Source organism: Phormidium sp. CCY1219 (assembly GCF_055795085.1).
Window position 1 is genome coordinate 14,252 of record NZ_JAYFEQ010000724.1, and the last position, 26,937, is coordinate 41,188.

General features: G+C 49.7%; 17 protein-coding genes. 8 read left to right on the plus strand and 9 right to left on the minus strand.

Features of this window, described 5'->3' with window-relative positions:
* Both AC0QH1_RS21635 and AC0QH1_RS21640 read right to left on the minus strand, forming a co-directional pair.
* On the minus strand, nucleotides 1-690 hold the full coding sequence (locus tag AC0QH1_RS21635; protein ID WP_324633400.1) for a hypothetical protein: 690 nt from the start codon (nucleotides 688-690) through the stop codon (nucleotides 1-3).
* Nucleotides 691-708: 18 nt separating this feature from the next.
* Nucleotides 709-1,587, minus strand: a complete 879-nt coding sequence (locus tag AC0QH1_RS21640) for a hypothetical protein (RefSeq protein ID WP_324633402.1) — start codon at nucleotides 1,585-1,587, stop codon at nucleotides 709-711.
* Nucleotides 1,588-1,723: 136 nt separating this feature from the next.
* Here AC0QH1_RS21640 and AC0QH1_RS21645 point away from each other — a divergent pair, with 136 nt between their 5' ends.
* Nucleotides 1,724-2,965 carry a glycosyltransferase family 4 protein gene (locus tag AC0QH1_RS21645; RefSeq protein WP_324633403.1) on the plus strand — a complete coding sequence of 414 codons (1,242 nt, stop codon included), beginning with the start codon at nucleotides 1,724-1,726 and terminating at the stop codon, nucleotides 2,963-2,965.
* Between the two features lie 15 nt (nucleotides 2,966-2,980).
* Here the strand turns inward: AC0QH1_RS21645 and AC0QH1_RS21650 are convergent, their stop codons facing one another.
* A complete protein-coding gene (locus AC0QH1_RS21650) occupies nucleotides 2,981-4,165 on the minus strand; it encodes a glycosyltransferase family 4 protein (RefSeq protein ID WP_324633404.1) in 1,185 nt (394 codons plus the stop codon).
* Nucleotides 4,166-4,530: 365 nt separating this feature from the next.
* On the opposite strand from AC0QH1_RS21650, the gene AC0QH1_RS21655 reads away from it, so the two are divergent.
* Complete coding sequence (locus AC0QH1_RS21655; RefSeq protein WP_324633405.1) at nucleotides 4,531-5,739, plus strand: hypothetical protein; 1,209 nt, start codon at nucleotides 4,531-4,533, stop codon at nucleotides 5,737-5,739.
* A gap of 248 nt (nucleotides 5,740-5,987) precedes the next feature.
* Here AC0QH1_RS21655 and AC0QH1_RS21660 read toward each other — a convergent pair whose 3' ends face one another.
* From AC0QH1_RS21660 to AC0QH1_RS21670, 3 genes are all read right to left on the minus strand, one after another.
* Nucleotides 5,988-7,916, minus strand: a complete 1,929-nt coding sequence (locus AC0QH1_RS21660) for a sensor histidine kinase (RefSeq protein ID WP_324633406.1) — start codon at nucleotides 7,914-7,916, stop codon at nucleotides 5,988-5,990.
* Between the two features lie 413 nt (nucleotides 7,917-8,329).
* The gene (locus AC0QH1_RS21665; protein WP_324633407.1) at nucleotides 8,330-9,004 is read right to left on the minus strand and encodes an SDR family oxidoreductase; all 675 of its coding nucleotides are present in this window, start codon (nucleotides 9,002-9,004) and stop codon (nucleotides 8,330-8,332) included.
* 213 nt (nucleotides 9,005-9,217) lie between these two features.
* A complete protein-coding gene (locus AC0QH1_RS21670; protein WP_324633408.1) occupies nucleotides 9,218-9,418 on the minus strand; it encodes a hypothetical protein in 201 nt (66 codons plus the stop codon).
* Nucleotides 9,419-9,499: 81 nt separating this feature from the next.
* On the opposite strand from AC0QH1_RS21670, the gene AC0QH1_RS21675 reads away from it, so the two are divergent.
* Nucleotides 9,500-9,655, plus strand: a complete 156-nt coding sequence (locus AC0QH1_RS21675) for a hypothetical protein (RefSeq protein WP_324633409.1) — start codon at nucleotides 9,500-9,502, stop codon at nucleotides 9,653-9,655.
* Here AC0QH1_RS21675 and AC0QH1_RS21680 read toward each other — a convergent pair.
* Nucleotides 9,641-10,690, minus strand: coding sequence for an endonuclease/exonuclease/phosphatase family protein (locus tag AC0QH1_RS21680; RefSeq protein WP_324633411.1), 1,050 nt, complete (start codon nucleotides 10,688-10,690; stop codon nucleotides 9,641-9,643). The two genes, AC0QH1_RS21675 and AC0QH1_RS21680, sit on opposite strands and share 15 nt — an antisense overlap.
* Nucleotides 10,691-10,822: 132 nt before the next feature.
* Here AC0QH1_RS21680 and AC0QH1_RS21685 point away from each other — a divergent pair, with 132 nt between their 5' ends.
* From AC0QH1_RS21685 to AC0QH1_RS21695, 3 genes are all read left to right on the plus strand, one after another.
* A complete protein-coding gene (locus AC0QH1_RS21685) occupies nucleotides 10,823-10,945 on the plus strand; it encodes a hypothetical protein (protein WP_324633413.1) in 123 nt (40 codons plus the stop codon).
* Nucleotides 10,946-10,985: 40 nt separating this feature from the next.
* Entirely contained in the window at nucleotides 10,986-11,615 is a 630-nt protein-coding gene (locus AC0QH1_RS21690) for a class I SAM-dependent methyltransferase (RefSeq protein ID WP_324633414.1), read from the plus strand.
* Between the two features lie 342 nt (nucleotides 11,616-11,957).
* Nucleotides 11,958-12,308 carry a cupin domain-containing protein gene (locus tag AC0QH1_RS21695; protein ID WP_324633415.1) on the plus strand — a complete coding sequence of 117 codons (351 nt, stop codon included), beginning with the start codon at nucleotides 11,958-11,960 and terminating at the stop codon, nucleotides 12,306-12,308.
* 163 nt (nucleotides 12,309-12,471) lie between these two features.
* On the opposite strand, the gene AC0QH1_RS21700 is transcribed toward AC0QH1_RS21695, so the two are convergent.
* Nucleotides 12,472-13,830: a TrpB-like pyridoxal phosphate-dependent enzyme gene (locus AC0QH1_RS21700; protein WP_324633416.1), complete on the minus strand. Its 1,359-nt coding sequence runs from the start codon at nucleotides 13,828-13,830 to the stop codon at nucleotides 12,472-12,474.
* Nucleotides 13,831-13,919: 89 nt separating this feature from the next.
* Nucleotides 13,920-14,618, minus strand: coding sequence for a glutathione S-transferase family protein (locus tag AC0QH1_RS21705; protein ID WP_324633417.1), 699 nt, complete (start codon nucleotides 14,616-14,618; stop codon nucleotides 13,920-13,922).
* Nucleotides 14,619-14,984: 366 nt separating this feature from the next.
* On the opposite strand from AC0QH1_RS21705, the gene AC0QH1_RS21710 reads away from it, so the two are divergent.
* Entirely contained in the window at nucleotides 14,985-21,329 is a 6,345-nt protein-coding gene (locus tag AC0QH1_RS21710; RefSeq protein WP_324633418.1) for a PAS domain S-box protein, read from the plus strand.
* A 436-nt stretch (nucleotides 21,330-21,765) separates the two neighbouring features.
* Nucleotides 21,766-26,619 (plus strand): PAS domain S-box protein, encoded by a 4,854-nt coding sequence (locus AC0QH1_RS21715; RefSeq protein ID WP_324633419.1) that lies wholly within the window; start codon nucleotides 21,766-21,768, stop codon nucleotides 26,617-26,619.
* Nucleotides 26,620-26,937 lie beyond the last annotated feature (318 nt).

The window sequence follows — 26,937 nt, forward strand, 5'->3', positions numbered from 1 at the left end:
TTAACCTCCGGAAAGATAAACCGCATAAGCCAAAGCGGCTTGTTGTTCGCGGGTGAGTTCGTCAAAGCCAAAACTGGCTAAGGCAATGGGCAAAAAGTCGTCTTTGGTATAGAGAACCGTTTCCTCGTTGGCATTTCTCAAAGATAGTTTGCCATTTTTCAGCTTCACTTTATAAAGCGATTGTTTGTCTGGGGTTTCTATCTCGTAGCCATAGTCGCGTTTTTTAATGCGGTAAATTTGGCGATCGCTTCCCGTCTCTAACTTGTAATCCCCATCGGTTTGCCGCCGCAACACGTACAATTCCTGGGTTTGGTCGGCATTCTTTATCTTCCAATATCCTTTTTCGCTGACCACATACCCGATCGCTTCATCTGCCGGATTTTTAATCTTGATTTTTTGCGTTTCATCCACGGTTAGCCGCGCCATTTCGGCATCCCTGGCATCCACCAATTTCGCCCCATCCGGTTTAAATTTAAACGAAAAAGCTTCGGTCTCGCCATCGAGTTTAAATTTAATTTTGTTCAAGGTGGTGTCCGGGTTGGGCACCTCCGGGGTCGGCGCGCTGGGGACGCTAGGACTGGCCATGTTGTCCGTTTGCGAGGGGGCATTGCCATTATTTCCACAGCTTGCTAAACACAAGGTCACGGAAATCAGGGACACCGATAAAACCCTTTTCACAATCCGTTTCATTTTCATCTACTCCTGGCATTATGCCGTGGTTTTTTTTGTCAGCTTTTGGGCTAAATTAAGCACCTGATACAAACTCATTAACATCATCGTCACCGTTTGATAAATACTCTCCTCGGATGCGGGTTTGAGTTTCACGGTGAGCTGCATTTTGTTGTCCGCAACTTTTAACCGCTTGACGCGCGCATTTTTGGGAAGTTGCACGGCTCCTTTGGCGTCATATTGTAAAATTTTGATGCCGCCATAGCGCTTTTTGGGGAAGTTTAAGCTCAGTTCCATTTGCTCCCCTTTGTATTTGATTTTGCTTTTAAATTTGGTTTTTCCACTGCGCGATCGCTTGGTGCCGGATTTTCTTTGAAAATTTTCCGTGGAACTTATAAAAAATTCCGTTCCATCCACAAAAGCTCCCTGCAAGACGAGCCAATTATCTTCAAAACTCTCCACTTTCCACCCGCGACGGGTGGGATGGGGGTCGGTGCTGATTTTCTTGCTGTCGTCTAGGGGTTGACTCAAAATCAGACGAATGCTCAGGGGGTGACTTTTGTCCCGATCGCGATCGAGCAGGTCGATAAAATTCTCTGCCAATCTATAGCGATGGTTGGGGATATTTTTTTTGTGATAGTTATGCCCTTGAATCAAGCCGACGATCGCCAGCCCCAAAAAGACCAACCACAATATCATAAAAACAGCAAGGAAGGCTCCGGAAAATAAAAACGCGACAAAAAACCACAGAAAAACCCCCACAAAGCCAATATTGCGAACTCGGTTCCAAAAGGCTTGCTTGTTCTCGACGACGCGATCGAGCTTGGAGATGTCATGCAAATCCTGGCAAATCTCTGAGGAAGGTGCTGTGGCTTTATAGGTTAAGGTTTCGAGCAACTTGTCTGGGTCGATGGACATAATCTAAGCAAATTCTCCTAAGTGAAGGGTCTGCATTGTTGTGAAAAACTTAACAAAACATCATCAATTTTTGTAAACTGTCCCGCATCGAGCCATCCTATTATAAACTAGAGTTTTCAGATTGGCGACTCTGTTGATGGGCGAAACAAATCGAGGGACGATCGCAACGATGAACCAGCCGCAAATTGCCTACATTTCTTTCGATATCGTACCCGCACCGAAAGGGGCAGCCATTCATATTGCTGCTTTTGTTAGAGCGTTAGGGGCTGCATTTGGCAATGTCGAACTGGTGACGGTTTCTCCCAATTGGGAAGCTATGGATCCACAAGAACGTTACCCGAATGTGATGCAAACCGCGTTACCGGCGGTGGGAAAAACCCTCATCGATCGCGTGATGTATTTCCGCACGATGTTGGGCAGTTGGTTTAAAAACAAACGGTTTGACGTGGTGCATATTCGGTCGATTTATGAGGGATTTCCGATTGCTTTGCAGAAAGAAAAATGCTGCGATCGCCTCATCTTTGAAGTTAACGGGCTACCTTCTATCGAACTCAAGTATCGCTATCCCGCCGTGGCAGACGATCGCGAACTCTTGCAAAAATTACACGCCCAAGAACAAATCTGCCTGGATGCAGCGGATTTAATTATTACCCCCAGTGGCGTCACCCGGGATTATCTGGAAGGGCGACAGGTTCCCCGGGCAAAAATTTGCGTGATTCCCAACGGCGTGGATTTAGACATCTTTACCCCAACTCCACAACAAGCATCGGCGGTGAATTTAGAGGAAAATTTCCCGTATCATTTAATCTATTTTGGCACTCTTTCTGCTTGGCAAGGTGTCAATATTGCAATCGAAGCATTAGCTCAGGTTAACGAACGGTTTCCGGCAAAACTGACGGCAATCGGACAGGCGCGATCGCAGCAAATTGAACGATTGCAAAAGCTGGCCAATAAATTAGGGGTGAGCGAAAATCTGCGAATTTTATCGCCCATGTCCCAAGGGAATTTAGTGCAGCAGATTCATCAAGCCGATGCGATTGTCGCCCCTTTAACTCCCAACGATCGCAATTTAATTCAAGGATGCTGCCCCCTAAAAGTGCTGGAAGGAATGGCAACCGCAACCCCCACCATTGCTACCAATCTGCCCGTGGTGCGCGAAATTGGCGGCGATCGCGAGCATTTTCTACTCGTTAAACCGGGTTCGGCGGGTTCCCTGAAAGATGCGATCGTCGAGTACCATTCTCAACCGCAATTCGCCGCCCGGTTGGCGCGCAATGCCCGCCAAAGAATTGAAACCCATTACACCTGGCAACAAGCAGGCGATGCCTTAATTGCCGCTTATCACCGCTTGGGAATACCATCCGTTTCCTACAATTAAAATTGTCGGTTGGAATTAATCGGAATTTAAGCGGTGGATGACCTGTTGCAGGCGGGCTTTTTCTTGGGCGGGGGAAAACTCGGCTAAAATGCGATCGCGAGCGGCTTGGCCGATTTTGCGGCGGTTTTCTGGGGGCAATTTCAAGGATTCTAAAATCGCATCGCCTAAATGATGCAGGTGCGATCGCGAGAGAATAAAGCCATTTTTGCCATGTTCGATCGCCTCGGGAATTCCGCCTGCATCGCTAGCAATACAGCAGCACTGGCAAGCCATTGCTTCGAGGAGGGAATTGGGCATTCCTTCCCACAATGAAGGGAGGAGAAAAAGGTCACAAAGCTGTAGGTATTGGGCCACAGAATTGCCATCAGTTAAATGTCCGGTAATGATGACGCGATCGCTGTCTTCTGGGTGGGTTGCCCCATACAATTGGAGGGCAGGTTTTTGCGATTCGCGCACTTCGCCGATAATTAACAAACAAGCGGGATAAACCTGTCGCACGGTACTCAAGGCACTGAATAAAAACCGCTGACCTTTCTTTTCGCGCAACTCTCCGGAAAAGCCCAAAATCACTTCATCTTCGCCGATGCCAAGCGCGTGGCGATCGGGGCGCATATCCAAACTGTTTTGCCTGTCTTCTGGGGGCGAAAATATCTGCGTATCCACCGCATTTTTCAGCAAAATAATATCATCCCGTCGGGTCAAACATTGAATTTTTTTCTGCAAATCTGCACTGACGGTGGTAATCAAACTAGCGCGCTCTAAAGTCCACTGTAGGCGGGCAAAATCTCCCGGGGGAAAAATGCCGCGATCGATATCGTTTCCCCTGGCGCTAACCGTGGAGGGTAAGTGGTTTAATTCGGCAAACCAAGTGGCGAGAAATCCCGCTGGAAAAAGATAGTGCCCCCAAACGGCATCATAAGGATGGTTTTCTTGCATCCAATCTAACAGATTCATGGTGTGGTTGAGGGTCATATCCCAATGACGATATCGCCCGACGCGGTAAATTTGGCGCGACTCTATATCCGGGGTATTTTCTCGGTGGGGAAAGGCAACTTCGCCTGCTTGCAAATAGCGCGTCCACACCAAAACATCGACGTTTAATCCCAGTTGACAGAGCGCTTCTGTGATGCGATCGGCACTTCTGGCTACGCCGCCAATATCTGGGGGGAATCTTTCGGTAATAAATAATAATCGTTTCACGTTGAAGTGACTCCGAGTATGGTGAATTTTCAAATATTTTAAGGGAATAGGAAGAAAAAATAAATTCAAGAAGCAGGGGGGATGAAATCCGGCTATAATCGCAGAGAGCCTTATTGGCAAATCGCCGAAAGCAAAATAGAATGCGGAATCCGGCTAGCAAACATCGGCATTAAAATTAGTCCGCGCAGGCGGACTTTGTTTGCCCAGTCGCGACTTCTAGTCGCCCGGATATTTCTAAGGGTCAGTTCAAAAACTGGTCGGCGATCGCAATTTTGCAGGGGCGATCGGGGCTAATGTCTGGGGTACATTGCCAGGGTTTCCTTGCTCTGCGGGTGAAAGATTTTTTCTGTTTAGGTGCATTGACCATGAATTTTGAATTTCCTCTCGAATCCATTCCGGAATTCATTAGTGAATTTTTTACTCTATTAACCGAAACCTACATGCTAACAATGGCACAAAACCGAGAACAAGTTTATCAAGATTTCCTCGAACAAGAGTCTGGCTTCAACGCGCAGAAATTGGCATTTCTCGACAAAGGAATTAAAACCTCCCCTTACCACACTGCGGTATCGGATTATCCCAATCGCTTAACCCAACGACCGACTTTAGCATTAGCCGGGGCGAAAACCTATCCGAATGTGGGAGAAGTTCCCGAGATTGATGAGCAAGCTTTACATTTTCTTCATCCCGATATCAAACAAGCTTGTGTCTGCGTGGGTGGATCGGCGGGGGGACCGTTGAAAGCGCGCTGGTTGGGTAGAAATGCCCTAGATAAAGAGCAGTTTTGGAGTGCGACTAAAATTATTCCGATTCTCAACTTACTTTCTCAGTTGAAAACCGACGTGCAAAGCAGTGAAGTGCGGGGCGAGGAGAAAAGTTTCAGTTTGTGGCAACTGTTTGAGGATGTGGTCACCTATGAGGAAAAAATCGGCAGTTCTAATGCGATCGCGGCAATGTTTAAGTGTTTCCAAACCTATCAGGGTTTAGAAGAGTGGATGATGAACGTCACCGGAAATCATCATGCGGAATTCCAGGGACTTTATGGCGAGGAACCGTTGATTGCATCGCCGAAAGTCTGTCAGGGAAACCGGGAAATATTGAGCGCCGCCCCGGAAACGAAAAAGCGGGAAACTCAACCGGGGGAAAACTTGGTGACGGCTTACGATTTAACGCGGTTAATGTCAATGGTGGGATGGCACTTTCATCTGCCCCATGAGGCGCAATTTTCCATTGAGTGGGAGAATTTAAAGCCATTTATTGTGGCGTTGGGGAAAGATATTTCCCGTTACCTGGATGTGGCGATCGCCAAACTGGGAATTACCGAAAATCTTCAATCTCCCGTGATTCTCTCGAAAATGGGATTTGGGTATAGCAACAGTCGCAAGCGTACCGAACTGACTTACACCTGCTTTACCCAATTTTCCTACAAAGGAATGCCGATGTCAGTGGCGATGACATTGCGCGGGGCGAGAGCATTAGGAAACTTCGATCGCGAAGCAGTAGAAATTGACGCCCGGATGGCCACTGAAGTGACGGAAATTTTGAGAAGATTAGTGAGTGAAGAGTTAAAATAAGCAATTCTGCAAAATAATTTGTCCGTTTTTTCACCGCAAAACTGTAGGGTGGGTAATGCCCACCTTATCTCTTAATTTCTGTTACCAGACTCTACCTAAAAATTGCCATTCAGCAGCCACCGAGCTATCCAATTAAGGGCGTTTAGCACGCCGTTTTCTTGCCTAATTTTTCACCTAAAGCTACGCTGATGCCGGGTTTCTTCGGGGGTTGGCCAGGGAATGGCTAATGGCTGGTTGTGCATTATTTATTACCCTTTCTTTGCGGCGGTATTTTGTTTAGGTTCTTTCACCACTGCGGGCAAAACCACGGTAAAAGTGGAACCCACATCAAGCTGACTTTCTACCACAATTTTACCGCTCATCATGCGGCAAAATCGCTGACCGATCGCGAGTCCCAAACCAGTTCCGCCATATTTGCGGGTGGTGGAGGCGTCGGCTTGGGTAAAGGCATTGAAAATATGCTGCAGCTCTTCTTCACTCATGCCAATTCCGGTATCTTTTACCCGAAAAATGATAAATTCACGCGGCTTTTTCTCCTGAGATGGCAGTTGGGTGTCGCCGGATTTTTCCTTAGTTATGCGTTGACTAGATAGAGTGATGACGCCGTTTTTGGTAAACTTAGCGGCGTTACTGAGCAGGTTTAACAAAACCTGCTTGATTTTGGTGCGATCGCCGTACATGCTGCCTAGATTTCTGGCGCATTTTAATTCCAGGGTATTGTGATTTTTATCCACGAGGGGTTGAACGAGGGTCTGGATTTCCAGGATGAGGGTGTAGATATCGAAATTTTCCAGGGAAAGGGTCATTTTGCCCGCTTCGAGTTTGGAAATATCCAGGATATCGCTGACGATGGTGAGGAGATTTTTCCCCGCTTGCCGAATGTTATTCAGGTCGGGGATTAAATCCTCGTAACCTAAATCTTCCATTTCCTCTTCGAGCAAATCGCTATAGCCAATAATTGCATTGAGCGGGGTGCGAAGTTCGTGGCTCATATTGGCGAGAAATACGCTTTTAGAATAGTTAGCAGACTCGGCAGCTTCTTTCGCCTTTTGCAGTTCAAATTGGGCCAGTTTGCCTTCGGTGATATCGCGCACGATCGCCAGCACTTCTTGCTCGCCACAGACCACAAACCGAGCTTCAAAATGGCGACGGCGATCGTTGATAAACCACTCGTATTCAAATACTTGGGTTTCGCGCGTGGCTAAGGTTTGCTGGACGTAATTGAGATACAAATCGGCAATTTCTGGGGGGAAGACTTCCTCTACATTTTTTCGCAAGAGTTCCCCTTCTCCTTGGGGTCTGATGATGGTGTCGCCTCTTCCGCCTTTGTAATCCACAAAGGTTCCATCTTCGGTAAATCCAAACATTAAATCGGGAATTGCAAGCAGTAAGGCGACATTTTTGGCTTCGCTTTGGTGGAGTTGGGCGGCACGTTCTGCCATGCTTTCAAACAGTTCTCGCAGGCGCTCGCTCATGGTATTAAATGCACGAGCGAGCATGGCGAGTTCGTCATCGCGATGAATCTCGATTTGATGGGTTAAGTCTCCTTCGGCAATCTGTTCGGTGCCGGCGGCGATTTCTTGCAGCGGTTCTGCAATCGAGCGGGCGAGCCACATGGCGATCGCAGTTCCGAGTGACCCTAATACAACGATTGCTGCCACACTCAGGCCGATCGCTTCGGTCATTTTTTGCTGTAGCGGTGCAGTGGATAAAGCCAGGGTGACTACCGCGATCGCCCGATCCCCTTGTGCTACCGCTGTGCCGGCTAATAGTCGCTCATCGGTCCACTGGTAGATGACTTGGTTGCTTTCCATCACCGCCTGCACGAACGGATCCGGCTTCGATCGCGGCTCCTGTCCGCTCAAGTCATCGGTTTCGGCGAGAAGAGTTCCGTCCGGTTGGTACACCCACCCCGAGATCGCCATCTCTTGCGTCCCCAGTTGTTCCACCAATTGCTCGAGAAACTGTCTGTCTTCATCGGCGATCGCATCGGCTACGCCAACCTCTAGAGAATCGAGCAATATCTCCGCCTGCTGTTCGAGTTCTTCGCGCAAGGTCTGCTGCTGAGTGCGAAGATATAGCCCGGTGACGCTTGCCACTGCGACAATGACAAACGTGGTGACCGAGAGGGTGAGTTTCGTGGCAAGCGAGCCTTTTCTCCAGATGAATTTACCCATGTAGTTTCCGTGTTTTTACTCAGCCCACCAGCCGGCAGGTTTGGCAAAATGCCAAAATCCACTTCCCGGCAATTGTTGAGCTTAACTTTTTGATTAACTGATTTATTTTAACTGGCTTTACTTGGAGTCACCCCTTTAGAGTTGTTATAAACCACCGCGCAGGTTTTAAAGCACCTTTGTTACATTTTTTTACAAATCCGCAGATTTACGCAGACTCCAGCCCTTGAACCAGAAATGGAGACTCGCCATCATGTCTTTCGCGCTATGATAGCAAAACTGAGGGGCAGTTTTTCCTTCCCCCCCCAACCCCTCTCCCTAGCCTTGATTTTGTTTCTGTAAAGGATAGAAACCCCGGGCGCAAGGTCTCTATCCGCAGGCAAACACTCACAACAATAGCGCGCCAAGGGTGAAAGTTAACTGAGTTTGAACTCCTCAAACTGCGCTTCCCCAAACGCCATCTCACGGTCGATCGCCGACAGCACTTTACAATTTGCGGCATCCGATCCCAAACAGGCACAGACTAATTGCGCTACATCGGCTCGGTGAATGATGCCAGAAACCGTGGTATTTTCGGTTAGCACGCCATTGCCGGTGGGCGGTTCTGATTTGAGTCCTCCGGGACGAATAATCGTATAAATTAACCCGCTATTTATCAAGTGCGATTCGGCTTTTTCTTTCTCGGCTAATACCGCTCCTAGGGTTTCTAACGCGGTCTCTGATAAGGCGTTTTTACTATTGCCACTCCCAATCGAAGAAATCAGAATAAATTTTTTTACCCCGACTTGGGAGGCGGCATCAATCAGATTTTTATTCCCTAAATAATCGGCGCGTTGCCCTTCTTTGGGTAAACCGCCAATGGTACTGATAACCGCCTGCAGCGGCTCTTCTTGCATCACTTGCTCCATCCGGGCGCGATCGAGTGCATCCCCCATTACTACTTTGATTCCCATTGCTTCTAATCCGGGCGCAGCATCGGCAGAGCGCAGCAATGCCTTGACAGGGATTTGTTTCCCCCGCAGGCATTTGGCAATTTCTAGTCCCAAACCTCGGGAGGCACCGGCGATAAAAATATTGGAGGGGTCAGTCATGGAAATTCAGTTCCTTCGATTAATTTTTCTATTGTTTAGGATAGCTTATTGAGCCTTTTGCTTACAATTTAGCTCCCTCCCCCCCCTCAATTCCCTGCTGACAAATCTCTTGGCCTTCACTGCAAAAAAAGTTGCAGTTTAAATGATACTTGTGTAGAGACGCGCTAAGCGTGTCTCTACAGGGTCGCAATTTGGGTGGAATTCCCCCCCACTCTAGCCGGAATCCCGGGGTTCCGGGGGTTTTTCCGGCGCTACCAGGGGTGAGGCGGTTGGGGGTTCTCTGGGATCGAGCAACCCGGTGGATCTCCAGGCGAAGTACAGGGCGATCGCCCGGGACATCTCGCGCAGGGTGGTTTCCATGTCCGTGGGTCGAACTGTGGCGGGATGCGGGGAAATGGTTCGTGGTGCGTTCATAGGTCAATCTCCAATTCAATCTTTTACTCTATTCTATCCAATGTGGGAAATCCCCTGTGTGACCTCTATCTCATCGCACCAGTGATAATTTTATCGACAAGCTGTGATTTGAAAGCGCGAATCGGGCGATCGCTTTCTCGCAACGGTGGCGATCGCCATCACCGCGATCGCTGCTTTCACTCACTCAATGGCGATCGCCTCTCCATTTGCTTGTTTCATTCTCTAACTCGGTATTGAAGAGTCTCGACGTAAAATCAGTTCGCTCATCATCGGCAAATGTTCCGAACCAGTCGGGTCTAAAACTTGGCTGGCGCGAGACCCAAACTGCGGCGAATGCCAAATATAGTCGATTCTAAACAGGGGATATTTCATTTCCAAAGTGGCTTTTTTAAATAAGTCACTTAACGGCCAACCATAGGGCCAAGTCAACCCAAATCCCCATCCAGATTCTTTAAAAGAATCTTCCATCTGTTTCTGGAGAATAAAATAATCTTGCGCTTGGTCGGTTAGGTTAAAATCACCCGCTGCGATCGCCGGTAGAGTTTCCCTTTCCAACCGCTGGACTAAATCTTTAATCTCTGCCGTGCGCTGTTCGTATTCAAACTTCGGTAGGGTCAAAAACGGCAATACTTGACGCTCTCGAATCCAAGGAGCGATGGTTTGTACGTTATAAACCACAATCTCCTGTCCCGGTAATTGAATAATATTTCGGCTTTGGAATTCTTCGTGACCCGCCAGATGGATTTTCTCTTTCGACAGAATCGGATATCGACTGATAATCGCGATTCGCGGCGCAGAAAATTGATAGGGGTAGGAGGCTTTTAACTCCGGAAAGGCCCGGTTCACATGCGGGGCAACCACTTCTTGCAAAAAAACAATATCCGGCTGGTTTTTTTCCACCAGGTTGACTAAGGTTTCTGGCGTAGTCTTGTACCAGGTGCAGTTGAGCGATAAAATCTTAATTCGGGTCGCCGAATCATCCATTGCGCTGGGATTGGGAGACCAGTAGTTCGCGTGCAACCATCCCACAAACCACAGACAAATAATCGATGAAGCAATCAAAAGCCTGCGCTTTTTCAGGATAAAATGGGAGACAATCGGCAACAGAAATAAGGGAAAGAAAATCCAAGGTATCAAGCTACCAACCAAGGCAACAATCCACAGGGTATCCCAGAAAAGCAGGCGCAGAATTAAATAGACAATCAGCACCCCGAGGTAGGTGTAAGCTAGCCCTGCAGTGGCGCTTTTCAAAATTCGGTAAGGCTTAATCATCGTTCGTTAATTTTTATCATTCAGTCAGCTTTACTTCCAACATAACTTCGATTTTCCAAATGTCTAGAAATATTTACTTATCTTAAAGGTTGGCGAAATCTCCAGTAACACTATCGAAATAGAGGAGAATCTATGCCCTGGGAAACCCCGGCGATCGCCGTCTCTGGCGAGGTGCCTCTCTCGGTTTTATCTATCTTCCCGTCACTTCCCCATTTCCCCCAGCATGTCACCCCAGCCCATTTTGTGCTAAACTAACAGTGTCGTCGATCGCCCTCTTACCACAAGGAACGTGCCAATGGGTTTTTATTCACAGGTTATCCTGCCTCGGTTTATGGATCGTACCATGTCCGACTCGCGCCTCGCACAGTACCGCCAAGAGGTGCTATCGGAAGTATCCGGAGAGGTCTTAGAAATTGGCTTTGGCACCGGATTGAACTTAGCCCATTATCCGCAAACCGTGCGCCAACTGACCGCAATTGATGCCAATCCTGGCATGACAAAAATCGCCGAGAAGCGGCTAAAAAATGCCTCAATTCCGGTGGAAAACAAAGTCATTAATGGGGAAAAATTGCCGATTGGCGATCGCAGCTTCGATAGCGTCGTGAGTACCTGGACTTTGTGCAGCATTGCCAAAGTAGAAAATGCCCTGGACGAAATCTATCGCGTCCTCAAACCGGGCGGAAAATTCTGTTTTATCGAGCATGGACTGAGCGAAGAACCCAACGTGCAAGTGTGGCAGCATCGCTTGACTCCCTTGCAAAAACTGGTCGGCGATGGCTGTCATTTGAATCGTCCCATCCAAAATTTAGTGGAAAGCAAATTTCATCTGGTCAAACTAGAGCGTTTTTATGCGCCCAACGTTCCCAAAACCGTGGGTTATATGTACAAAGGCGTAGCGGTTAAAAAAGCCCAATTCGATGGTTAATCAAAGGCGATTGAAATTGTGCCGAGGCAAAAACTTTAATCCGCCTATGCGGACTAATCCTTTTTTTAAGTAAGTTGACTCGTTCCCAGCTCATGCTGGGAACGGTTCTACCGAAGCTCCGCCTTTTTTCAGTTGGGAAGCCAAACAATCGCCATGCTTTCGGATAAATTTATTCCCCTAAATACAATCGATTTTAGTGGTAAAATGATAAATGGGATGCGAGCCTCTAGCTTGCTATTAATGGAAGTAGCGAGAGGCTCCCACTCCGGTCATCAATGAAACGAATCATTGAGACCCGCTCGATTAGAGTTTATCGATTCACCGTTATTGTTGCCAAAGAACATGAAACGAACCGCTCTCAATGACCTACCGTGGGAAGAAGTTTCCCACAATCGAGAAATTCAGAAAAAAGTGATGTTGCGCGCGGGAGAATTGCCCCATTTAACCAATTTTTCCCAGGCCAAATTTGCCCCCGGACAGGTGGCATCCAGCCACGCCCATGCCGATATGTGCGAAGTGTTTTTTGTCTCCCAAGGGTCGGGAACTATTCACATTGACGGGAGAGAATATCCCCTGACACCGGGCAGTTGCATTGCAGTGGAACCCGGAGAAGCTCACGAAGTGGCCAACACGGGGAAAACCGAGTTGATTTTAACCTATTTTGGCCTCAAAGTCGAGACAGGCAAAGGGTGACATTCTCTCCGCCGGAATAGATGTAAAAAAAAATAGTCCGCCTCCGCGGACTATAGCCTGCATAGGCAAGATTTCAATCGCTCGAATTGTCTCACAAAAAGCCCGCGCAGGCGGGCTTGGTTGGTATAGTTCTGGCCCAGGGACTTTTTCCGATTTATCTTACTTAGGGTACCACAGGCAAACCAGCCAGAGCCATTGCCACTTCTTCAGAACTATATTCCAAATCGCGCAGTTTTCCGGCTTGATAGTCGATATAGGCTTGCATGTCGAAATGACCGTGACCGCACAAATTAAACAGAATGGTTTTGCTCTCACCGGCTTGTTTGCAGTGCAATGCGGCATCGATCGCCCCTTTCACGGCGTGGTTGGCTTCCGGGGCGGGTAAAATCCCTTCCGTGCGCGCGAAGGTGACACCGGCGGCGAAACAACTGAGTTGGGGATAGGCGGTGGGTTCGATGTGACCCAATTGCAGCAGGTGACTGAGCAGGGGTGCCATACCGTGATAGCGCAGACCGCCGGCGTGAAAGCCTTGGGGGACGAAAGTGCTACCCAGGGTATGCATTTTCACTAAGGGAGTGAGATGGGCGGTATCGCCGAAGTCATAGGCATATTGTCCTTTGGTCAAAGTGGGACAGGCGGCGGGTTCCACGGCGATACAGCGAACCGGGCGATCGCCGCGCAATTGGGCACCGATGAAAGGAAACGCAATACCGGCGAAGTTGCTCCCGCCCCCGGTACAGCCGACGATAATATCCGGATAATCCCCCGCCATTTCCAACTGGGCCAGGGTTTCCAACCCGATAACGGTTTGATGCAGCAAGACGTGATTGAGGACGCTGCCGAGGGCATACTTTGTGTTCTCATCTTGCGCCGCCACTTCTACCGCTTCCCCGATCGCAATACCCAAGCTGCCGGTACTGTCCGGATTCGCTTGCAAAATCTGCCGTCCGGCTTCCGTTTGCGAACTGGGACTGGCGATCGCCCGCGCCCCGTAGGACTCCATCAGCGCCCGACGGTAAGGCTTTTGCTCGTAGCTCACCTTAACCATATACACTTCCACTTCCAGCCCGAACAAGCTGCCGGCAAACGCCAGGGAAGACCCCCACTGTCCCGCACCAGTTTCGGTGGTCAGGCGCTTGACCCCGGCCATTTTGTTGTAATACGCTTGAGGAACGGCGGTATTGGGTTTGTGACTGCCCGAGGGACTGACGCCTTCGTATTTATAGTAAATTTTGGCTGGCGTATCCAGGACTTGTTCCAAGCGTCTGGCGCGATACAGGGGAGTCGGTCGCCATTGACGATAGATCTGCTGCACTTCCTCGGGAATTTCGATGTCGCGATCGCGACTGACTTCTTGTTCGATCAGCGCCGCAGGGAACAGGGGTTCAAGATCCTGCGGCGTAATCGGTTGGTGGGTTCCCGGATGGAGGACCGGCGGCACCGGTTTGGGCAGATCGGCCTGGATATTATACCAGGCGGTGGGCATTTGGTCTTCTGAGAGCAGGTATTTAATCGTGTCCATTGAATTGATTGGCAACAATTGTCCAGACTTTATTTTGCCAGACTTGACGCCTTGTGGGAAGGGGCGACAACCCTAGCGCGATCGCCGATTCAATCGCGGCGCATCTCCCGGGCGGTTATCCCCGTGGCGGTATTGTTGGCGTATTTGGCATATTGTTCGATATGAAATTCCGGGGGCTGTTGCGTCTGCTGCACCGCAGGGATATCCTGCATCGCCTCACACCACTGTTGCAAGCGGGCACATTCCGCCGGAATCGCGATCCCGCGATAATGCTCCACCACGCACCAGCGCTCGAACCAGGGATAAAATGTCAGGTCGATTAAACTCACCGATTCTCCCAACCAATACGGACCGTTTTGCGATCGCTTTTGCAGTGCTTCTCGTTCGATAAACAATAAATAATTCCGCAATTCTTCCCGCCACTCTTGCTGTTTTTGCCGCTCTTGGGCGAGAATCAATTTGTAAAACGCCGGGGTTAATTTCGTATTGGCAAAATCGATCCAAATGCGCGCCCAGGCCCGTTCTCCGGGTTGGGCGGGCATTAAGGGTCTTGCGGGAAAGCATTCTTCTAAATATTCATTAATAATCGAAGATTCCCACAGAATGTCCTCGCCATTTTGCAGCAGCGGCACTTTCCCATAGGGCGATATTTCGGTAAACCAAGACGGTTTATGATTTAAGTCAATTTCCACCAATTCAAAATCAATCCCTTTTGTCAGCAGTACCATTCGACTGCGTTGGGCATAGGGACAAACTTTCGCGCTATAAATTTTCACTTTATCCAGCATCTAGAAAGGTCGGTTAGCAACTACAGACTATCATAACCAACGACAATGCAGAAGTTTTTCGATGGGGCGCGATCGCCTCTCCCGATCCGAGGCCAAATTGGCTCCACCCTCGGTGAATGGCGAAAACTCAGGCCCGAGTAAGGGATTCTGGAATGTGAAAGTCCTCTGTAGGGGGCGGGACGCGGCCAAAAGATGCCCCAAATCGGAAGGATTGAAAAGTTTTGTAACATTGGGTAAAAAAACTCGAAAAATTAAGCAGAATGGGCTAGTATTTGTCAGAGGGGGAACGAGAGGGAGGCTTTCATCAGAAGTGTTTTGTCTCCCGGTTTCTACCCGGTTAGCTTAAGCGAGTGAGTGGTCAGTGGTATGAACGACAGCACGGGTTTAAAAATTTTACTAGTAGAAGACCGCATCAGGGAAGCCGAACTGATTAAAGACATATTTTCCGAAACCGAGAGCATTCAGGTTGAGCTAACCCATGTGGAGAACTTAACGGGGGCGATCGCCCATTTAAACCAACAGCAATTTGACGTGATTCTGCTCGACTTATCCTTGCCAGACAGTCAGGGACTCCACAGCTTGCAGCGGATTTTAAATTTTCGGGAAGAAGGGAGAAAAAAAGAAGCGATCGCCCGTGCCCAGATGCCCCCAATTGTGGTTTTTACCGGCATCGATGACGAACAACTCGCCGCCGATGCGATTCAAGTCGGTGCCCAAGATTATTTAGTGAAAGGAAAAATCGATGCCCGATCGCTGGTCAACGCATTGCGCCACGCGATCGGGCGCGGGGCAATTCAGCAACAATTGCAGCAAACTTCCGCACAATTGCAACGTAGCTTTGCCGAAAGAACCGCCGAATTAAGTCAGGTCATTTGCGAATTACAAACGCAAATCGAGCAGCGCCAGCAAGTAGAAACCGCCCTAGAAAGCAGCTATAACTTGTGGTATGCAGTAGTAGAAGGCACCAGCGATCCGATTTTCGTCAAAGACTTAGAAGGGCGATATTTATTAGTTAATTCCAGTTGCGCCCTGCTATTCGGTCGCTCTCCCGAGGATATTTTTGGCAAAGATGACACCGATTTGTTGCCCTCAGATGTAGCATTTGGCATTCGATGGGACGACAGCAATGTGATGGCGAGTGGGCAAACCAAAGTGGTCGAACAAGTGATGCCGATTCAGGGAGAAACCCATACCTTTTTATGTACGAAAAGTCCCTACAGCGACGCCGAAGGCAATGTTATCGGGTTAATTGTCATTGCCCGAGATATTAGCGATCGCATCGCCATCGAACAACAACTCAAGCAGTTTGCCCAAAAACAATCTCTATTAATTCGGCAAACCGCCCTAGCCGTTATCGAATGGAATCATCAGTTAGAAATTACCGGGTGGAACCCCGCAGCCTCGGCAATTTTTGGCTATTCTCGCGCCGAAGCGATCGGGCGAAATTTTAGCTTTTTAAGACCCCAAAATACCAAAAAACGCCAGGGGATGGCCACAGCTTGCTTGACCAATTCCGGCGGCTATCGCATCGTCAAAGAAAATGTGACCAAAAGCGGAAAAAAAATTCTCTGCGAGTGGTATAATACCCCCTTAAGCGATCGCAATGACCGCCCCATCGGAGCCATCTCATTAGTGCTCGACATCACCGATCGCGTCGCCGCCGAAGAAACCCTGCGCCGCAAAGAAACCATTCTGCGCCGACAGAATGACGCCTTAGTTCAACTCACCACTTGCGATCGCTTAAAAGCCGGGGCATTAAAAGCCACCTGTCAGCAGATTACCGCCGTAGCCGCAGAAACCTTAGAGGTCGATCGCGTCAGTATTTGGTTGCCAGTGGCGGACAAATCGCACTGGGAATGCGCGGCGATTTACGATGGCCATACCCAGGCGTATTTACGGGGAGAAAACTTCAATTATGCCAACTATGGAGACTATTTTCAAGCATTAGTTACCCAGCGAACCCTTGCTTTGAATAATCGCCGCGAGATAGTGGTTCAATTGCCGACGTTTGAAATTGTAGTGCCCGAGGAATTAAACTTAGGTGATACTGCCTCGCGTGGAAACCGTCAACCCCCCAGTTTAGCCCGTCTGGATGCAGGGATTCGCTTAGGCGGGGAAGTGGTGGGGCTGGTGTGTTGCGAAAGAACGCAAAGCGATCGCCAGTGGTTATTAGAAGAGCGACAATTTGCCGCATCCATTGCCGATTTAGTCGCCCTGGGCATCGAACAGCGCGATCGCTATCTTGCCGACGAACAATTGCGTCAATATCGCGAACGGTTGGAAGAATTAGTCGAAGAACGCACCGCACAATTAGAGCGGATTAACAACCGCCTGCAGCAAGAACAAACCGCATTGCGCCACAGCGAAGAAAAATATCGCTCGGTGGTAGAAAACATCAAAGAAGTAATTTTCCAAACCGACGATCGCGGATGTTGGACATTCCTCAATCCTGCTTGGACGAAAATCATCGGCTATTCCATCGCCGAAAGCCTCGGACAACCGATTTTAAACTTCATTCATCCCGACGATCGTGCCGCCAGTGGCGAGCGATTTGCCGCCTTAATGTCTGGGGAACAAGAAGAGTGTCATTGCCAGATTCGATGTTTGACCAAAAGGGGAGAAACCCGCTGGTTGGAAGTCTTCGGCATTCGGCAAATGGCGGCGGATGGCACGGTGGTGGGAGCATCCGGCACCCTGAATGATATCACCGATCGCGTTTTCGCCGAACAATCCCTGCGCGAGAGCGAAAATCGCTACCGGGCGATTGTAGAAGATCAAACCGAATTGATTTGTCGCTTTTTACCCGACGGAACTCTCACGTTTGTCAACCAAGCCTACTGTCGTTTCGTGGGCATGTCCCGGGAAGCCTGCATCGGACAACCGATGAACCGCATGGTGTGCGATGCAGACCGGGACAAGATAGAACGCTACCACCAGTCGTTGTTAAAGCTCACGCCGGAAGAGCCAGTGAGAACCATCGAACATCAAGCCCTCGTCCAGGGAGAAGCGCGAATTTACCATTGGAGCGATCGGGCGATTTTTGACGGAACGGGTAACATTATCGAATTTCAAGCCATTGGCCGAGACATCAGCGATCGCAAAGCTGCCGAAGCCCAACTGCAGCAAAAAAACGCCGAAATGGAAGCCATTTTTGCCGTATTTCCCGACTTATTCTTTCGCCTGGCTTCTGATGGCACCATTCTCGATTATAAAGCCGACAAAGAAGTCTTGCATCTCCCGCCAGAAGAGTTTTTGGGGCACAGAATTCAAGAGGTTTTACCCGAACCGGTGAACCGCAAATTTGACGAAGCGATCGCCCTAGTGCAGCAGGCGAATTCCATCGTGACGATGGAATATTCCTTGCCCAAAAGCGACGGGGAAGAACATTACGAAGCCCGGGTCGTGCCGTTTCAAAATCAGCAAACCATTGCTATCATTCGTAACATCAGCGATAAAGTGCGCTTCGAGCGAGCATTGCGCGAAACCAGCGAACGACTCGACAGCATTCTCGGTTCCATCGACGATGTATTGTGGTCCGTTTCCCTGCCCAGTTACGAACGGATTTATATGAATCCGGCGGCTGAGAAAATTTCCGGGCACAGCTTAGGTGAATTTTTTGCTAATTCTCACTTGTGGTTGGAGATTCTCCATCCCGACGATCGCCCCCGCGTGGAGGCCAAGATGCAAGAAATTTTAGCCACCGGTAGCGCCGACCTGGAATATCGGATCGTGAGACCCGATGGGGAAGTGCGCTGGCTGCGCGATCGCGCCCGGGTGCTTTACGATAAAAGCGGAACCCCGATTCGCATGGATGGTTTGGCTACCGATATCAGCGATCGCAAGCACTACGAAGCCGCCCTGGAACGGGAACGCCAGCAATTGCGGCAAATCGTCACTCACGCCCCAGTCGCAATGGCAGTGTTCGACAGCGAGATGCGCTACCTGGCGCACAGCAATCGCTGGAAGTGCGATTATCACCTTGCCGAAGACGCGATCGGGCTGTGTCATTACGACCTGTTGCCCGATATCCCCCCGCGATGGAAAACCCTCTACCAAAAAGCCCTGCAAGGAGAAGCGATTTCCTGCGCCGAAGATCTGTGGGAACGGGATGACGGGAGTAAAGTATATTTGAATTGGGCGATACACCCCTGGTACACCCCCGAATTGACCGTGGGCGGAATCGCGATCGCCAGTACCGCGATCGATGAATTAGTCCAAGCCCGGGAAGCCGCCCTAGAAGCCGCCCGCTTGAAATCCCAATTTCTGGCCAACATGAGCCACGAAATTCGTACCCCCATGAATGGCGTTTTGGGCATGACCGAATTGCTCTTGAAAACGCCGCTCACCTCTCAACAACTGGATTTTGTCAAAACCCTGAAAGTCAGCGGCGAAAACTTACTGACCATTATCAACGATATTCTCGATTTCTCCAAACTCGAAGCCGGAGAAATGCGTCTGGACTGCCATGATTTTAACTTAACCCGCACCCTAGAAGAAGTGGTAGATTTATTCGCCTTGCAAGCCGCGCCAAAAGGAGTAGAAATCGTTTTATTCATCGACCCAAAACTGCCGCGATCGCTCCAAGGAGATGCATCCCGCTTGCGCCAAGTGCTCGCCAACTTAGTGGGCAATGCAGTTAAATTTACCGACGCCGGAGAAGTCATCGTCGAAGTCAAACCCCATCCGCAATCCACCAGTTCCTCCTCATCGGATATCCGGCTTTGCTTCGCCATCAAAGATACCGGCATCGGGATTTCCAAACGCGATCGGCAAAAACTGTTCCAATCCTTTTCCCAAATCGATTCTTCCAGCACCCGCAAATATGGCGGCACCGGATTGGGATTAGCCATTTGCCAGCAGTTAGTGCAGCTCATGCAAGGGAAAATCGGCGTAGAAAGCGAAATTGGCATCGGTTCTACCTTTTGGTTTACCGCGCAATTTAAACCCGCCAAACTCAGCCAAACTACCGACCGATTACTTCCCCAAATATCCGAAGGAACCGTAGCCGTTTCCCACCCTTCTGTTCCCCTCTCGATTCTCAAGTCGCAAAACCTGTTAGTGGTAGACGATAATCCCACCAATCGTCAATTAATCCGACTGCAAGCGAGCAACTGGGGGATGAATGTTACCGAAGTTACCGATGGATTGAGAGCCATCAAAACCTTGCGAAAAGCCGCAGCAGCAGGCAACCCTTATCCGGTGGCTCTGCTGGATATGCAAATGCCCAAAATGGACGGCGAAACCCTTGGCGAACTCATCCTCAGCGAACCAGCGTTAGGGGAAACGAAGTTAATTATGATGACTTCGGTGAATGAAAGTAATAAAGCCAAGCCGTTGCTCGAAAGTGGTTTTTCCGGGTATTTAATCAAACCAGTGAAAGAATACCGACTGCTTGAATGTTTGCTACAGGTACTCGGCGGTCAATCTCCTATTTTAGCAGGTCAAGAGCAGGAAACACAGAAGCGGTTGCCAGCAGAATTCGCCCCGGAAAAATCGGCAGAACCTGTGGAGCAACTCCAGAATCCCCTGCATGTTTTGTTAGTGGAAGATACGCCGATCAATCAAAAAGTGATTCTCAATCAACTCGATCGCCTCGGGGCGATCGCGGATTGTGCGAATAATGGGCAAGAAGCCCTGGACAAATTGCAAGAGCGGCAGTACGATATTGTTTTAATGGATTGTCAAATGCCGATTTTAGATGGCTATCAAACCACCCAAGCCATTCGGGAGGCAGAAGGGTCGAACCCACATGCAATTGTGATTGGTTTGACCGCTTATGCGATGAAAGGCGATCGCGAAAAATGTTTGGCAGCAGGCATGGACGATTACCTCAGCAAACCGGTTTCCTTGGAAGACTTAAGCAACACAATTTGCCGCTGGATTCATCCGGGGGAAACTTGCCCCTTATCCGCATCCAATCTCGCGGATCCACTGGCTTTACTTCCCGGGGAAAACTCTACCGTTGTCGATGGCGATCGCCTGCAACAAATCTCCCAGGGAAATGAGGAATTTGCCCGGGAACTGTTACAAGCATTTGCCGAAGATGCCAAAACCTATCTAACTCAAGCCACAGAAGCAATTGCCTCTGAGGATTGCGCCACTGTGGCGAAAGTAGCGCATCAACTTAAAGGAGGTGCGGGCACCGTCGGCGTGCGTTTTATCCCCGAAATTGCCGCGTTTTTAGAACAGCTTGCCAAAAAAAATCAGCTAGCAAATGCGACAAGTTTAGTGGTACAGATGCACGAAATTTGCGATCGCCTCGATGCTTTTCTCCCTCAGTTGCACTACAATGACCAGAATTCCGGGGCGAAAACTTCTCCTCCACCTCTCCCAGAGGTAAAAAATACACCCGCCATCGACTTTAAATTCCCCGCCTCTATCGTCGATCGCGAAAGGCTCAATGACATTGCCCGAGGCGATATGGAATTTGCATTAGAATTACTACAAGCCTTCGCCGACGATGCCGCCACCTATCTCGCCCAGGCATTCCAAGCCCTGGAAGTGCAAGACTGGGACACTCTCGCCCGCAAGGCGCACCAACTCAAAGGAGGATCTGCCACCGTTGCCGTGCGTATTATACCAGAAGTTGCGGCTAATTTACAAGAGCGAGCCAAAAAAAATCATCGCGAAAATGCCGAGAAACTTCTAATCCAGTTACAGCAAGCTTTGGATGGATTGAACGCTTTTATTGCTGCCCAAAGTGGTGGATAATAGAAAACACGAGGGAAAATTCTCTCTTATCTGGTTCAGTTCGTTTGCCGTTCGATTGCGAGGCGATTCTCTCAGTTATGGCACAAATCGGGATTTACCGAGACCCCCCTTGCCTAGCCGCAGATTCTCGGGTTCTGGGCTATTTTACCAGCAGGTTTGTTGTCTTCCAGTGTTGCTGGATCCTGAGATGGCTTTTGAGTACCGCCATCAAGATGGCGCGGCATAATTTTCCCTCTGTAGGGGTGGGTTCTGTTTGGAACTCGGTGTGTCGCCACAAAATTGGGCAACCTCCCCCGAAGCCAATCGGTTCGGGGACTAAAGTGAGGTTGGGCGACGGCATGATTCTGCTACAGTGGGTTTATCCTCTGCGGAATCGCGCCCTCACCCATCAGATAAGCTGGGGTTTAGATCGGGGTTTCTATCACGGGACAAATCAATGAAATTAAAATCTCAAATTCTGTCGGCTTTTTTAGCGGTTGCCTGTTTGTTTGCCATTTCAGGGGCGATTAATATCCAACAAGAACGACGGGTCAAACACCAGTTCGATCGCATTGCCCGCACCAAAACAGGCACCCTGCTGGTATTAGAAGAAATGAAAGTTTCTTCCCTACAGGTGATGACTGAAATATTGCGCGATGCGTTAGGGGGTTGGCAACCCGCTGAGGGATCTGCCAGTGGCGATCGCACTCTCCTCCCAGCAGAACCGCAAGCATCGCTCAAAGACCCCTTAGCCGAGGCAAAAGCCTCATCGGAACGCGGGTTAGAATATTTACTGAATATACCATCTAACCCGTTAACTCGTCAGCGGTATGAAGACATCAAACAAGCCCATGATGCTTTTTACCAAACCGCCAGAGAACTCATCGAACTCAATCGCAACGGAGCCACAGGCGAAGCAATTCGCAGCAAAGGGAGAGAACTCGAGGAGAAACAACAAGAATTACTCGCTTTAATCCAAGACTGGATCGCAGTAGAGCGTCAGAGATTAGCCGGGGAAATTTCCAGGGCAGAGAACCGCGCGGATGTTTCGATTTGGATTAGCATTTTTTCTAGTTTAGTCGCTTGCGCGATCGCGATTGGTACCGGGGTGCTACTTGCGGAAAAAATCACTCGTCCTTTAATCGAAATCAAAGATAAAGCCGTCAAAATCGGCCAGGGACAACTGGATGAGGCCAAGCTCAACACCAAGTGCAATAACGAACTCGGAGTTTTAGCTACGGCCTTCAATCAAATGGTAGACAATTTAAAACAAACCACCGTTTCTAAAGTCTACTTAGATAATTTAATCAAACACCTCAGCGAGTCTCTGATTGTTTTAAACCCCGAAAATGGTACGATAAAAGATTTTAACTTAGCCACCTTTTACTTGCTAGAATATGAAGAATCAGAACTGATTGGCAAACCAATTCAGGAGTTATTTGGCGAAAAAAATATTGGCGATTTTTTAGAAATCAACGAATTAGCGAGAACCAGTTTAGTAGGCAGAAAAGAGACCAAATTGCTGGCCAAAAATGGACGCCATATTCCGGTGTCGTTTTCGGCATCGGTGATGCGCGATCGCGAAGGAAATCTGCAAGGAATTATTTGTCTGGCGCAAGACATTTCGGCGAGAAAAAGAGCCGAAGCGGCACTGCGCGAAAGCCAAGAGCGGATCGACAATATTCTCAGTTCCCTACAGGATATCGTCTGGTCCATCGATGCGAAAACCTTCCAAATGCTTTATGTAAACCCGCCGGCAGAAGCCGTGTATGGGCGATCGCTCGCGGACTTTTTCCAGCGTCCCACCCTGTGGCTGGAAACCATCCATCCCGAAGACCGGGAATTTGTAAAAAACAGCCTCCACAGTCTGTTCGAGGTCGAAAGTCAAGATATGGAATATCGGATTTTGCGCCCCGACGGTGAAGTGCGATGGTTGCGCGTGAGGTGCCGTCCGATCCAGGATGTTACTGGCATGGCGGTCCGCATCGATGGCATTACCACCGACATCACCGAACGCAAGCGAGGAGAAGAAGAAAGCCAGAAACTCGCATTACTGGTGGAAAACAGCAACGACTTTATTTGTATGGCCGATCTTGCCGGCAATATAATCTTCCTCAACGCAGCCGGCAAGCGCTTGGTGGGCTTGGAAAATGGCGCGGGCAACGCCGTGGCTCATCTTGCCCACTACCATCCGGAACTCACCTGGAACCTGCTGCGAGACACCGCCATTCCCACGGTGGTGGAATGCGGAAACTGGGATGGAGAAGGTCAACTGCGGCACTTCCAAACCGAGGACGCCATTGATGTATCCATTGATTGCTTTGCCATCCAATACGCGCCGAATGGCGAAATCGAGACCTTTGCCGCCGTGATGCGCGACATCACGGAACGCAAGCGCTATGAAGCCGCGATCGAGCGAGAACGCCAGCAACTACAGCAAATCGTCACCCACGCCCCAGTGGCGATGGCGATGTTCGACTCCCAATTGTGCTATATCGCACATTCTCAGCGCTGGTTGCGAGATTACAAGTTCCCGCATTCGTCTCTGATTGGCATGAAGCTGTATGACGCGATTCCCGATTTTCCGCCGCGTTGGAAACCCTTGGTGGAAAGAGCATTGCAAGGAGAGGTCATCGCTCACCCGGAAGACGTTTGGCAGCGAGAAGATGGCACGAAACTATATCTGAGTTGGGCGATTCAACCCTGGTTCGAGAGCGAGAAGCCTCTCTCCGGGACCGAGACTTCCACCGCCGAAGAGACAACTGTGGGAGGCATCGCGATCGTCTCGAATATTATCAACGAATTAGTGGAAACTCGCGAACAGGCGATCGAAGCCGCGAAGATGAAATCCCAGTTTTTGGCCAATATGAGTCACGAAATTCGCACGCCGATGAATGGGGTTTTGGGCACCATAGAACTGCTGATGAAAACTCCCCTAAATCATCAGCAAATGGACTTCACTCACACTTTACTGCTCAGTGCGGAAAACCTGCTGACGATTATTAACGATATTCTGGATTTTTCTAAATTAGAAGCCGGGGAAATGCGGCTGTCTGTGGAAGAATTCGAGCTGATGGCTTGCTTGGAAGAAGTGGTGGATTTATTCGCCAGCCAAGCCGAGCGCAAAAATCTGAATTTTGCCTTAATTGTAGAGCCGGAGGTGCCGCGACATTTACTCGGCGACCCGAGCCGCTTGCGACAGATTTTGAGCAATTTAGTCGGGAATGCAATGAAATTTACCGAAGGGGGAGAAGTGGCGATTTTTGTCTCGCGCGATCGCGCTTCTGCAAGCTCCCTCCCTCGCGAATATTCCCCCAACCCATCTTCCACTGCCAATGATTTACCGCCAATTCCGATTCGCTTTATAGTAAAAGACACTGGCATCGGCATTTCCCCAGAAAACCAGAAAAAACTGTTTCAATCCTTTTCCCAAGTAGACCCCTCCACTACCAAAAAATATGGGGGCACCGGCTTGGGATTGGTGATTTGCAAGCAGTTAGTGCAGCTTATGGGCGGAGAAATTGGCTTGGACAGCGAAGAAGGTGTGGGGTCGCAATTTTGGTTTACCGCCATCTTGGGCCAAGTGGGCGATCGCTACCCCGAATTTCCCTCAATGCCGGGAGTTCGCGAAACCCTCTGCGGAAAAAAACTGTTGGTGATGGATTCTCATCTAACCAATCGCACCGTGGTGCAGTTCTCTGCCCAAATGTGGGGGATAAATGTGGAAGAAACAGACAGCAGTATTTCTGCATTAACTCGGTTATGTTCCGCAGCGAAAACCACTCCCTATGATGTGGCGCTGCTGGATTTTGACGAACTCCATCCCAATCCGAACATCCTGGGACAGTTGATTCGCCTCAAGCCAGTTTTGGAGCGCACCAAATTAGTCTTAATGATATCCTTGGGTCAGGTTAATAGAGCGCAAAAGTTGCTTGAATTCGGATTTGCCGGGTATTTAATCAAGCCGGTAAAAGAACGGCGAGTGCTCGACTGTCTCGCTAGCGTTTTATGCGATCGGGCTTCAACGGTGAGCGGTCAATCCTCCGCGATTCTCTACCCTGACCAACCCTCGAGCGATCGCACTCCACTTCCTTCAGCGATCGATATTTTGTTGGTAGAAGATACGCCGATCAATCAAAAAGTCCTGCTCAATCAGCTCGATGTGTTAGGACTCCAGGCAAATTGTGCGAATAATGGTCGAGAAGCCCTTGACAAATTGCAAGAGCGAGAGTATGATATCGTTTTCATGGATTGTCAGATGCCCATTTTGGATGGGTATGACGCCACGAAAGCCCTGCGAAACCGGGAAGCCAACAGCCAACGTCATACAACAATTGTGGGGTTGACCGCTTATGCAATGAAAGGCGATCGCGAAAAATGTCTGGCGGCGGGCATGGATGACTATCTCAGCAAACCGGTTTCCCTGGAAGACTTGGAAACGACCATCCGACGCTGGGTCACGGATATCGGCGATCGCATACCCACTGGGGAAAATCCCCCCGCCACAGTGCAGAACCCCTCCACCCTCGACCCTCAACCGACGATCGCGGCGGTGGATGGCGATCGCCTGCATCAGATTAGCCGAGGCGATGCGGAATTTGCCCGGGAACTGCTCAGCACTTTTGCCAACGACGCTTGCACTTATATCGCACAAGCCTGGCAAGCCCTGGAAAGCCAAGATACACAGACCTTGGCGCGAAAAGCCCATCAGCTCAAAGGCGCGTCTGGCACCGTAGCCGTGCGATTTATCCCCGAAATTGCCTCCCAATTAGAAGCGCAGGCGAAGTCCGAGCGACTGGAAGATGCCAGGGAATTACTCGCCTCCTTGCAGGAGATTTTCGAGCGCTTCACGGCGGATATGGACAACTGGGAATCCCCTGGCGATCGCCAAGCACCCGAGAACCGCGCCGACCCCGAGACGCGCCAAACTCAATCCTCCCCCGGCGCGATCGTCGAACCTCTCCCGGTGAACCTCGATCGCCTCAACCAAATCTCCCGGGGCGATCGCGCTTTCGCCGTGGAACTGCTCGCCGCCTTTGTGGCAGATGCTCGCACGTATATCGCACAAGCCCAAGAAGCCCTCGCCGCCCAGGATACCACCACCCTCGCCCACAAAGCCCATCAGCTCAAAGGCGGTAGCGCCACGGTGGCGGTTCTGGAAATGCCCGAAATCGCCGCCTCTCTGGAACGAGACGCCAAAAACGAGCGTCTGGAAAATGCAGAGAAAATCCTCGATCGCTTGGAAGCAATTGTGGCGCAAATCGAGGCGTTTATCCAATCGCGCGATCGGCGATCGGCTCCCCTAGATTAGAAATCTATTAAAGTTGATGAGAAATATGGTTTTCTACCTCAAGAAACGGCTCATTGACACTTTGCCTCTAAACCGGGCACTTCGATCCACCCCATCGTCTTTCCTTTGACGATTGACTCACCCGGATTTGACGACCGTTACCCCCCGGGGAGGGATAATGGTTACGAGAAATTCCTGAGCCATAGTGGTACGGCAAACCTCCCTCCTCGTATCTCCTTTGCAAGCTTCTATTATTTGACTTAAAATGAACGCGGATTGAGTACGCCAGGAGAGCAAAAATTAACTTTTATGTCTATTTCATAAAATGATAGGCTCGAA